This is a genomic window from Desulfosporosinus sp. BICA1-9 (assembly GCF_000802135.1).
In genome coordinates this window covers 18,286-30,902 of the sequence record NZ_JUEE01000226.1, presented here as the reverse complement: position 1 = coordinate 30,902, position 12,617 = coordinate 18,286, and the positions used below count along the sequence as shown (strand labels likewise).

The following is a 12,617-nucleotide window of genomic DNA, read 5'->3' as shown; positions in this document are numbered from 1 at the left end:
AATCTGATCAAAGGTATAAGAACAATATAAATCCAGCGGATAGACCGTCCCAAACCGGTCCAAAGGCTTATCTACAAAATCGATCTTCAAATACTGATAGTCTAGTAAGTCCATTAGTTCTTGGAAAAGTCGTTAATCATTAATGGCCCAATATAGCCCCTCTTCTATAGAAGAAAACCTATTGCCCAGATCACCCAGTCCCTTACCCCATATGGTATAGTAGACCATCATGAGCATGGATCTTTCCAGCATGGTCAACGGATGTAACAAAGCACCTTTACCTAACTGGATCTGAGGTAAGATCGTCTGCATAAAACGAATCCATCGCCTGGAATTCGCCAAAGACAATCTTCCAAACGCTGCAGCCATCAGGCTTTCCCGTTCCTGCTGCACCGAATATCCCTTAAGAAAACCAACCTGAGCCATCAGGTCTATAACAAGCTGGCTTAACCCTTTCATCACTTCCTTTTCTTCAAGAAACAGGATGATGTTATTTTCTTTATCAAACCCTATTCCAAAGAAAGAAGCCTCGTACTCTGCAAACCGCTTTAATTTGGAAGTCCAACCACCTTGGTTAAGAGCATTTCTTGCTTCAGATGATGTGTAGTCAGATGAACGCAGCATTTCGATAATTGCTAATCGTTTTGTGATGCCACCATTCTTAAACTGATGACGATCTTGAGCTTGAGGGTCCCATTTTTTTTGACTGATTCCAGGCTTCGAGGTGTGTAATTTTTCAAGAAGATCGTTAACTCGGCGATCTTCCTTCTCAAACAATACGCAGGTCACGACTTTAATATCGCATTGAAGATTCTGAAAAAATCTTCTAGAAGCAGGAGAAAGCCCTAGCTCCTCTAGTCTATCTTTATATTGAGTCATCAGTTTAATACTTGTAATTCTTCGGTTTCCATCCATAACTAAATATTTATTATCATCATCTGGGCCTGGGATGATAACAGGTAATTCATTTGGGTTAAGACCTTTTAGAGAGATGTCTTCTGCTAATTTTGAAATGTCGGATTGATACATTTTAACTAGTTGTTTAATTGCAGCAATTTCGTCTGGAAGCTCATCGGCATTAATATAACGAGCATTATCAGGGTTAACATAAAGACTTTCTACCGTAAACTCTGTAATTTCATAATTCTTAGCCATAAATAACACCCCCGCTTTGTTAATTGTATCTATCTTGTTCTTGTCGCTGATCTTCCAGAAGTGGCCAAACTCAATCCCTTCTTTTCTAAGTCATATGGACTTACTGCGTTTTTTAACAGTGTCGCAGGGACGGGGATACTGACAACACAGAAAGAGTTGCCAGTATCCCCGTCCCTGCGAAATTCCTGCGACATTCCAGAAGTTTGTTCCGCCGAGTACGGGATTGCTGACACAACCACCATCAGTATATATTATAACCTTTTTAAGATCCGACTCTTTCATGAAACACCTCAAAGTCAAGGATTTACCAGTTCATATATTTATCATTCTCAAGTCTTTCTTAGACATAGTTAAAGGTACTGCCGGACAAAGAACGAGAACCTCCCTATGATACACCTACCAATCTCGGACCAACAGAAAAGGCACAAGACTTAATATCCGTTTTACTTAATTGGTGGTTAATTAAAGAGATGTACCTGGTAATTACGTGGAACAAACGACCAGTGGGCGACATTCCGGTTAGTATTATCCTCTTATGTCTGACAATGATTATCGTGTCTCTCCGTTGCACACCAGTTCTCTTTTTAAGTGTTCTAAGGAAAATCTATCCTTAGCTTCATTTTCTACCTCACCGTAAAATATCGGATTTTCAGTGAAGAGCTTTTCCAAATCGTTTTGTAAGATAACTGATATCTTATTTTGTTCTGCTGAGAATTTGATTGAATCCGTTATCCTTTCGGCCGTGCTTATTACAATTAATTCGTCGATATTAACACCTAGCTGACTAGCATAGATGTTCTTAGCACCATTAACTTCATCTAAAGCACTTCGTGTCAGTTCCTTGACCATCTTTGATTGAATAAGTCCGTATTTACCACCTTTTTCGATTACCACATCCACACCAAAATCCCCACTACTAACTGTAAGGAAAGTATGATATCCAAGCTTTTTGTACAATACACTACAGGCAGCTTCGAATTCGCTTGGCTTTAAAAGACGGTCAATGTTGTTCAACGTCAATTGATGAGGATTCGATACTTCCTCCTCCCAATCTTCGATGATATCTGCTTTGGGATTGCCCGCTGCAAGGAAAAAGTTATTCAACATATTTTTCTTCTTGACTAATAGTCTATTTAACTTTTCGTCGGGTGTTTTTCCTATTGTTTTTTCTTTGAGAAAATATTCCAGATATTTGTTCTCAGTTTCAAACTTGATCGTTGACGTGCTTTCAAAACTTAACATAGGATAATACACATGCACATCCTCGGTTTGACCTATTCGGTAGACACGGTCCGTTGCCTGTGCCTCCTTGGCCGGATTCCATAATCTCGTATAATGGATCACATGATTTGCTTCAGTTAAGGTAATCCCTACCCCCGCTGCCAAAGGGGAAAGTATAATGACATCAAAGCCGTTGCTTTTTCTATAAGCGCTTAACATATGTGATCGTTTATCTGGGGATAGGGTACCATTCAATATATTGGGTTGAATTCCGTACCAATAGTTTAAAGCCTTAAATAGAATTACTTGCATCTGTCGAAACATAGTAAAGATAATCGCTTTTTCATTTTTGGCACGAATTGGGTCCAATATCTCTTTTAGATAAGCAAGTTTAGAGGATTCCGCGATCAAATCCTTTGGAGAAATACGATTCACATCAATGTTTGAATCTATCTTTGGATGACCACAACTCGCTATTAATTTCTGAATGAGTGGCAAGGAGGGCTCCCCTTGCTGCCTAAGTCTGTTAATCTCCGCGATGCGCTTCGATTCCTGGTCACTGGCTTCGATTAATTGGACTACTACTTTTTTATTGGGGAGATCTTTTAGCTTATCCTCTTTGCTCCTTCTGAGAAAGTTATTCCCAATCTTTTGTACCAAGATATCATTAATTGTTTTTCTTTCGTCATTTTGGTCGGGTCTCAAAGTATCGATTGGCTTTACAAACTGACGCTTAAATTGATTCAAGGATCCCAGAACGCCGGGCACCGCAAAATCCATAATGTTCCATAGGTCTTCTGTTGTATTTTCAATGGGTGTGGCACTACAGGCAATTTTAAAGTCTCCATTTTGTGCTTTCAGGGCCACGCTTACCAAAGTTTTAGGATTTTTTACTGCTTGAATCTCGTCACAAACAATGCATTTCCAATGAACTTTGCCGAGCCAGAGGTGATTTAATCTCAGTGATTCATAGGTAATAAATACCAGATCACAACGGCGGATAGTTTCAAGTTCGCGTGAGGAATCCCTTTTAATCCCCTGGATCTTATATGTTTTAAACGTCTGGGGTCGGAAGAACTTTTGGATTTCACCAATCTGATTAGGATCTTCATTATCCCAAATATTAATAAGCGTAGTGGGTGCAACAATTAAGCTAGGTGAAATTGTCCCTCTTGCCTTGAGCCAGGCTTGGAAGGTTAGAATTTGAATTGTTTTACCTAATCCCATATCATCAGCTAATAAAAAACCATTCGTTGATGAGGTATGATATAGCGACTGTAATTTATGAACCCCTTCTGTCTGATGCTCATAAAGATTAATTTGTAAGCTTGCTGGGTTTTCATAGGGTATAGAAGCCGATTCTGATTGCGGAGCGGGTTTGCCTTCAGTGTGTTCGAGTTCTGTAAGATTATCTTTAATCAAGAGCATAGGATCTTTTTGTTTACTCTTAGGGCGCTTTAATTCCTCCGTTAATCGCTCAATCTGTCGCTCGATTTCTTGTTTGCCGTAATTTTTTATAAATCTTCCCTTGTGTTCAATAAACCGCTGATCCGAGTTAGCTTCACATTTCTCTTTAATTTCCTTTAAATCTTTAATACTCTTAATTTGGCTCGGATCGATAAACGCATCGCTTATTTTGGTTATCTCATCGATGAGCTGCTCGCGAGTTAGCTGGACCTTAAATACTTCTCCTTCATTTTGGAGTTCAAGTTCCGAAAGGTTTCTTTGATCTCTGTCCATTGCAACGAGTTTTTCCTGGAGTATCTCTCTATCTTCCGGCCGCCAAGGATGAACCAGTTCATCTGTATAGAGCGAAGGTGTCTGATACGCTTGAGAAAAGTCAAACCAACTTTCATCACTATTATTAGATGGTGAGGCAACGGCTCGATAATTAAGGTAACCCAACCCCTTTACTCTAGGGCCGTATTCCGAAAGGTCAAAATTCTCATCTTCAAGCAACTCGTTTTGGCCTCTATAAAAATCTTGCTCCTTCTCACCAGTAAGTAAACGGTTTTGTTTAACCTTCTTTGCTGAGTCCTTATTTTTAATAATAACTTTTACGTCTTTACCATTTTCTTTAACCGTATAGAAATTCTTGATTTCTGCATATTTATCGAAGGCCGACACAAATGAGCTATTAAACTCCTCGTCCTTGCCCGCAATAACAGGCATAATTTCTAAACCCCGGGGAGTTTTGTTGAAATCTAATTTGATTTTATCCACTATGACGGGTTTACCTTCAATACTCAAACGATGATTTAACGCTAAGTTAGTTCGTTCCGCAAAATCTTTTATAGATGCTAATAGTTCAAACTGGGAAGCAATATTGTTACTGAGCCTTTCATCTTGATTATACTTTGTGACAAGTTTTAAACAGTCATACATCTCGGGGGACAGTAATCTTTCTGAGCCATCTACGAGAACAATATTTTCCCTAAATCGTTTAATATCATGCTCCCGGCCGTCCTTAAATTGAAAGTTATATGTAACACGATCATCTTCGACAAAGTTGCCATTATTTTCGATATAGATAAATCCATCAAATAGCGCAGGTAAATTTAAAGATCGATAATCTTCAATAGGGTTGCCTTCCTCATCGAAGTAAAACTCATACATATTTTCATAAGGGATTACTAAACAAATCTTATCCTCCGCCAAAGATGCATTGGACATATTGACAAGCAAATGAATGTTGTCATCGGCACCTTGAAAAGAGATATTTAGACCATTTTCCTGAAGATAGATGCGAAGAACACTTGAATCTGAGTAATCAAGAGTTAAGCTTCGTTCTTTATTTGCTTTAAGCATTGATTTTAGCCGTTCTAAACCGAACCTCACTGTATCACTTCCTCATTTCATAGTGATAATATCGAAACTCCGTCTCAAACAATTCCGGCCAATAATAACCCTGATGTTTTAAGTGTATCTCCGCAATGGCTTTGTTTTTTAGCCTTGCAATCATTGCCGTTTTACCATAGACCTTCGAATCTCGATTAACTTGATCTATACTAAGGTTTTTCAAATAATACATGTGCATCGCACCCATCTTAGCAAATTCAATAAATAAATGTTCTTTTGTCTCCATTAAGATTGCACCATCATATTTCTCGTTGTACTCAATCCTATAAACGTAATGAGAGTACTTCTTCCAGAAATTCAAACGTATCTGATCCCCCGCGATATCACCAAACAAATATTTGATATTCTTCTGCGTTTTCCAAAGGGTAAAGACTCGCTTAGCTTCTTCACTTATCCCTTGCCACTTGTTTCGCGATAGCACCCCATAAGCGTCTCCGAGTTTATTACCAATCAATTTAAACATTTCTTCAAGCTGTGCCGGCTGATCATCAAAGTATTGTGTAGCGCTTTGGGTTAATAGGAACTTTTCGAAGGAGGGTTTAATAACATTAATTTCTTTATATGAATCTGTTATTTCCCTAACGAAGTCAAAATCCTCATCGCATTTCAGCGCTACGACCTTAGCATCCAGTATCCTCAATAGGATACTTTGAAATATGACATGGTTATCATTCATATAGTATTGATGCTTAACGTTCTGTATTTCTGCAAAACTCAGGCAACCTTTAAAGGGCCGGTATAGAGCCTGTATAAAAGACGTAGTGTCTTGGCATCCAAGCACTATATCTTTAACGTGCGTCAATGGCTCTTTCCAAACGCTGTTTTGAACTATTGCGAGTTGAAGTAGTTTATAAAGTTCGGGATCGGTAAAATTATCATAGTAAGAGGATAATAATCCTTTAACATGATAATAAAATCTTGAACCTTTTGTAAAGCACTTATGGCAAACATGACCGAATTTGGAAAACAGTCCCTCTTGTTTGAGTGAATTCGCAAAGAAGCATAGAAACTTGATTTCACTGCTTCTTAGTTCCTCTCCTTCGCTACGCAGTTTATCCTTTAGCCTATCGAGTTTATAGGAATCAGGTGCTATATTGAAGGTATCCAACGAAACGAATCGAGCCAATCGTTCAAGTTTTTTAGGCTTGAATCGTGCAAACTCAAATTGATAGTACTCAATTGTCATACTGCCACCCCATTAGAGGTTATTAATTCTTCCATACTTATATCTTCTCTTTGTCTAAGCTTTTCTTGAGATATTCAAAAATCTCTTGATATTTTAATTCAAACTTAATTTCAACCCGTCGATTTCGGGCTCTCCAATCCTCAACACTCTCATCTTGCATCTGCTTCAGAAAGCCCGTCTCACTTCTTCCCGTTAAAATAATGTAATTTTTAAGATCCTCCCTATAACCAGCAAATTCAGGATCATTGTAAATAAAAGTGTAGACACTTAAGGCTCTATCATGGCTAAGATCTAAACCATAATGATAATCTCCTAAGTCATCGGTATATCCTTCAATGATGATCTTGGCAATATTGCTTCTAATTTCTGGGTCCTTCAAAAGAATACCAAAATAACGCGGCATATTTTTACGGATAAACTCCTTACCCACAGCCTTCAATTCACTTTTTCCACTATCAAATAACAAGTCACTTTGTAAAGTTAAGGTACCAGTATCATCGATATAAAGAGAATCGCCAAACTCTTCTTTGATCTTTTTAATAATATCATCATTAATAGAAGTGAATTTTTCAAGTTCAGATCTCGCATCTTGTAATTCGTTGCTCACAGCAACAGCCTGAGCGGCAGCTTTTTTATAATCAAGAAGCATATAAACAGAAACTAGTAGAAAAATAATTAACAAACTAGACATTAAATCGCTAAAGGATAACCAGTAGGTTATTTCTTCGTCATGCTTTTTAACTTTCCTTAAGCGTCTACCACTCATCGACTTGTCATCCTAACTGCAGCCATTTGTTGTTGATATACTTCTTTAAGCTCGTCCATTTTACCCACGAAAGCTTTCAACACCGTATTTCCATCCTGAATGATCTTGGATGTCTTTTGATGCATTCCTTCTAAGTTCTTCTCATCTAAGATCTCATTAAGTTCCTCAATTGAGTTCCCGAAGTTCTCAATCGTTGCCTTGAACTCACCGAGCACCTTAGAAATGTGATCATCATAATCTTTAAATAAGTTCTGCAAGCCTTGTCTGACATTTGAAGTATAATCAACAACACCTTTGTTAATTTCTTGATTGAGATTATCAAAACTCTCTTTATAATCTCCCCAAAGCTGAACATACCCTTGGTTTGTATCCGTAAAGATTGCCAGTTGCTCAACTAGCTTATCCGACTTCTCACTAAATCCGTTTAAATTCTTCACTACGACCACGTACTGATCGTTAATTTCTCGTAAATCGTTCGAAACAATTACATCAAGACTCTTAATGGCCTGATTCAGACCCGTTGTCAGTCCCTCCATCGACGAACCAATGCTGGCATGAGTCATCCCGAGGTTTGCCATGGTATCGTTAAATTTATTACAAATAGTTTCGCTTGCTCCTTCGAATTCACCCACGCTCTTCTTTATACTATCTAAAACACTTTGAAAGTTGTTATTGAACTCATCCAGTTTACCAACAGTAACCGATAATTTTTCATTAGCATGTTTTTGTACTTCAGCCGAATAGACTGTTTGCTGTACGGTTTCCTTAAATAGCGCCATTGACTTGTCTTGCTGTTCGAGTGTCTCTCTGACATTCTTCACAAGCTCCAAATGCCCATCATAGGAATCCTGCTGAACACTGGCAAAGTTGTTTAAACCACTTATGATATTGACAAGCTCCCCCGCAAGCAATGAAGTATTCTCATTCATCTGCTTAGTACTATTTGCAGACAGATTAGTTTCCGAAACGACCGACTTTTGACTTTCTACGAGAGATTGTAACGTTTGGATTGTTTTTTCAAACTCTGATAATAAACTTTCATTACGCTCCGCCATAGTTCCGATCGTAGATTGAAGTCGTTCTAGCTCTTGACTTGTAGAGCTAGAAATTATCGTTCCAATGTTATCCACTAAGGATGCGATTGTGGATTGATTACTATTTTTGACAATCTCAATAAGTTGTTCCGTGGTTTGAGAAAACTTCTCTAGCGTGGGTCCTAAGGTGTTTTGCAAAGATGATTCGAACTTATTCGCAACAGACTCTGCGATTTCAGTCCCCATCCTTTGGATAGAAGCAGTTTGTTTTTCAAGTTCAACATGGAGTTGATTAATCCCATCGGCTTGTGTATTCATAGGAAAAATCGAATCGATTTTATCACTAATTTTGACGATTAACGACTCTTGATTACCCAGTAGAATTTTCTGATACACGGTCAATATTAAAGAAAATGCAATGCCATAGATACTGGTTCGAAAGGAGATTTGAACTCCATTTAGAAGAAGTTTAATACTATTTGTTGTATTCGTTACATCATTAAAATCCACACCGAGAAGTCCTATAACCAAGCCAAGAAAGGTCCCAAATATACCCAAGGCCGTCAGCAACTGGGGTGCGTAGTTGATAAACTTGAAATAAGATAAATTGCTATAGACTACTTCTTCATTGAAAAAGCAGTTTGACTCTATCGTTGAATAATATTTTACTCTTACTTCACCATCGTCTGAGCTTCCGGACTCTATGCGTCGAATCGTGTTTTCGTACTTATCCCAAACAGCACTAAGTACAGAATGTGAGAACAGGGTACGCACCTTATATACATCACCTTGAAAATCTAGGGTTGGCCTTGATTCAAGTTTTCCTAAAACATCTTTGAATAGTTTAAGGTTTCTTTTGCTGGACTTATCAAATATGAATAAAGAATAAGTCGTTATGCTGGCCATACAAACAAAAAAAATGATGAGGATTACTTTGTTACCAAGTTGACTTGCGTTAATGTCAGAAATAATAAAACTTACAGGGGGATAAAAGTAGAAAAATAATACCGCTGAAAACATGATTAGATAAATAGTCATTGGAAAATTGCGTACCTTTTGAATCAATATAGATGCCTCCTATAAACTAGTGCTAAAATTTTACAATATCATCACTTAATTATTTTATTTGACTTGAAACTCACACAGCCTTATCTCAAGGTAAATTCTACCACGAAACTCAGACATAATTTTGTGAATCATAGTCACCACTTGACCCACACAACTGCTAATAAATCGAACGCAAACTTCACTTGGCTCACTTTTTTCTTGACAATCGCAAATGATTCGGGCTTTCTTCAAAAGTTTTTGCTACATCAATAACGCCAATAACAGATATCTGATTCCCAGTAAAGGGGGTAATTTGTATCGGTTCAAATGCACTGTTAATCTCCCTATACATTGTTATCGTGATGAGAATCGGACAACATTTAGAGTCATACCTTTCTTTTTCGCCGAAATTTCTGCTATTCCTTCCACGGATACCAAATCTTTCAAAATCTCGAAATTTAATGACACTTCGAACTTACACTTTGCTTAGGAATGTAAAAAGGCGCGGTTTGTTTCAATCAACACCTCTTGAACAAAGAACTGATGGACTTACTGGACTATCAGTTCTTGAAGATCAATTTTGTGGATAAGCCTTTGGGCCGATTTGCGACGGACTCTCCACTAGACTAATATTGTTCTTATACTTTCGATCAGATTCTGGTGGCTCTGGGAAAACACAAGGAACCAACCCGAGCAAGTTACGCCGATGATTGCTTTAACTGATGCGCTAATTTTATAGCCATGCTAGGAATGTATAGCGTGAAGTATCGGTTCCTAAATGGTTACTACTAATTTTTTGGTATCTCTGAATATGAGCCTAACAAATCATCCACTGTTAATTTGTGTAGTATTAAATATTCCTGAACTTTTTTACCAGAAAGATCCCTTAAGTCAAGATTCTTAAACTCCATAAAAAATTTATTAACATTTGAAGTAAGATGATTCAACCTATTCTCCCTCATGATTTCAACGTTAAGATTAAATCCTGCCGCGTGACTTATCTTTTTAGTAGGAATAATCATTATTCTTTTGACAAGTGCATCTCCATACGTTTTTGCGAACCAAGCACAAGCGTTATTCATTTGACCCGTCTCATCCTTAAATATTTCCTTTCTATTCGTGCTCACTTTACTCTTACATTCAATTAAAAAGTACTCGTTATCACGTACTTTCCATAAATTATCGGGGCCTTCATTCCATTCTTTATCAGGGCGTTGGCTAACAAAACCTAAGGCCTTCGCTAAATCATCAACTGCTTTTTCGAAACGTTCCGCTTCTACTCCAAACCTAAGGTGACCTAAAATACTGTCGATCTGGATCTTTAGCTCTTCAAAGGTTTCAAAGGATTGAAGCCATAAGATAATATTTTCAATTCTTCTAAGACTTACTGAGGATATCTTAGTTATCGACATCCCTTCTTTAGGTTTAAAGAGATAAATATTCTTCTTATGTGCAGAAATTTGATATTCATTTGCTTGACTTATTGAAATTGAATATGTGTATCTCGCCATTTCTTGAAGATACCAGCCTTTTTCTTCATTTGTTGTAATATGTGTATCTATTAGCTTCTGAATAATATTACAAGCTTCAGTACTATTTCCCTCTGTGTATTCTCTTTCCGCTCTTCTTTCTGCTTCGAATATTTCCAGAATCTTTGAGGTTTCACTTAAAATCATCTCGTCCATATTTTCAATATAGAATTCTTTCCAACCTTCATCCCTCTTTAAAGATTGATTCATTAAATTTGCTAATGCCTTACTTGGTGAAATTCCATTCTTTATATCCTCTTTGGCAAAGTCGGCTATCTGTAAGCCTATTTCCACTTGAGTGTTAGTCTGCTGAGAAAAGTGTTTTCTCGTGTCTTTGCTCCGTATGATCTTAACGATTTCAGTACCAATTAAAAGAATAACACAATAGTCCTTTTCACCTCTTACTCCTCTACCAAGACCTTGTTCAATAATTTGTGCTTGTTTTATTGCGATAATCTCACTTGTACTACGACATAGCTCCATAAATCTATCCTCAAGTGATTCTGAAAAGGGTTTAGAATCAATAACTAGTATCCTGCAGGTATAATCGGGTAGGTCTATCCCATCATACCTATTAACAATAACAAGTGTTTTTTCAAAGTCCTTGTTTTTGAGCTTTTCAATTTCGTGATAAATTGAAGTTTTATCCGCAATAATACTACCATATTCCTTCCAATCTTGAGTCCCTTTAAAGCTTGGTACCATGACAACTATGCCAAACTTCGCATCATTTCTAGGTTTAGCTACGAGATTAACAATTTCGGATCGCTCAAGTGAACCATCGATTAAGGAAGGAATTAGTATCATTTTTTCTCCGGACCATTTCTCATTTTTTATACAAAGAGGATTAGCGACTGTTTTAGCATCTAATCCTAGACCCTTAATAAAGAAAGAATCATCATTTATTGTTGCTGACATAAAAATTCTATGTTGCGCATTCCCGTATGATCCAAATATTCCTAGAGGTAGTACATAAGGTGAAATCTCTAAACTTTCTCCTGAGATAATACACCTGCAGTCTCTAAGTATGTTCTTCAATAATGGCCAAACAAATCTTATCTCATTAAGGTTTCGGTTAGCCGATAATACTCTTGCAACTTCAGTAACCTTATCTTGCCAATCCCAGTAAGGTACGCCTAAAAACGCATCATATTCATTGTTCTTGATGTCTGCATATGTACCTATACCCTGCTTTTCGAGTTCAGGACCAAATAATGTTAATAAATCTTGATAAGCCTGTACATTCTTTTTTAAGGAAATCGTAAATGAGTCTTTTATACTGTCTATACATGCATGGGCATCATCCATTAAGACAGTAGCAACTTTAATGGATTTAGCGCCAAGTTTAAATTTAGTCTCACCATTAAATAGCTTCTTCACAGTCGTTATTAATATCGCTTTCCCGTCAATAAAGATATCGGGTAATTCTCTTTCGTTTGCAGAATAATTGATTCCAAAACTTTCGGCTTGTTTGCAGGTTTGCTCTACAAGATAATTATCTGGGCATAAATATATTGCAGGACCAGTATCCTGATTTATTCGAGATTGAAGAATTAACAAACCAATTAATGTTTTACCTTGGCCAGTATGTAGTTTGAGTATTACATCTTTTTGCTGTGCAAATTCGTTATACCACTGCTGTAAAATTTGCTCTTGCACAGGCCTCAGTGGACCTTTGTCACTTGCCCTATCCAAAGTTTCATAAATTTCACAGGGATGCACAATTCTGGCGAGTTCTCTTTTTCCTAGTCTTTTCTTAAAATCAACCACTTAAAACATCTCCTTTTAGCCCACTCTTTCTCAATCGATGTGATATTGGA

At 37.3% G+C, this 12,617-nt stretch carries 6 protein-coding genes; all 6 read right to left on the bottom strand.

All coding sequences use genetic code 11. The features are described 5' to 3' along the window. Positions 1-132: 132 nt before the first annotated feature. A complete protein-coding gene (locus tag JL57_RS27875) occupies positions 133-1,155 on the bottom strand; it encodes a hypothetical protein (protein WP_034145160.1) in 1,023 nt (340 codons plus the stop codon). Positions 1,156-1,704: 549 nt separating this feature from the next. Further along, positions 1,705-5,214 (bottom strand): SNF2-related protein, encoded by a 3,510-nt coding sequence (locus tag JL57_RS27870; RefSeq protein WP_034145159.1) that lies wholly within the window; start codon positions 5,212-5,214, stop codon positions 1,705-1,707. A gap of 4 nt (positions 5,215-5,218) precedes the next feature. Then, positions 5,219-6,421, bottom strand: a complete 1,203-nt coding sequence (locus JL57_RS27865) for a hypothetical protein (RefSeq protein ID WP_034145158.1) — start codon at positions 6,419-6,421, stop codon at positions 5,219-5,221. A gap of 37 nt (positions 6,422-6,458) precedes the next feature. After that, on the bottom strand, positions 6,459-7,187 hold the full coding sequence (locus tag JL57_RS27860; protein ID WP_034145157.1) for an OmpA family protein: 729 nt from the start codon (positions 7,185-7,187) through the stop codon (positions 6,459-6,461). After that, positions 7,184-9,286 (bottom strand): hypothetical protein, encoded by a 2,103-nt coding sequence (locus JL57_RS27855; RefSeq protein WP_034145156.1) that lies wholly within the window; start codon positions 9,284-9,286, stop codon positions 7,184-7,186. The genes JL57_RS27860 and JL57_RS27855 overlap by 4 nt, the downstream gene beginning before the upstream one ends. Before the next feature lie 770 nt (positions 9,287-10,056). Next, a complete protein-coding gene (locus JL57_RS27850) occupies positions 10,057-12,567 on the bottom strand; it encodes a DEAD/DEAH box helicase family protein (RefSeq protein ID WP_034145155.1) in 2,511 nt (836 codons plus the stop codon). Positions 12,568-12,617: the final 50 nt, after the last annotated feature.

Coding starts and splice junctions, on each gene's coding strand:
- JL57_RS27875 (WP_034145160.1), bottom strand. CDS start 1,155: ATGGCTAAGAATTATGAAATTACAGAGTTTACGGTAGAAAGTCTTTAT.
- JL57_RS27865 (WP_034145158.1), bottom strand. CDS start 6,421: ATGACAATTGAGTACTATCAATTTGAGTTTGCACGATTCAAGCCTAAA.
- JL57_RS27860 (WP_034145157.1), bottom strand. CDS start 7,187: ATGAGTGGTAGACGCTTAAGGAAAGTTAAAAAGCATGACGAAGAAATA.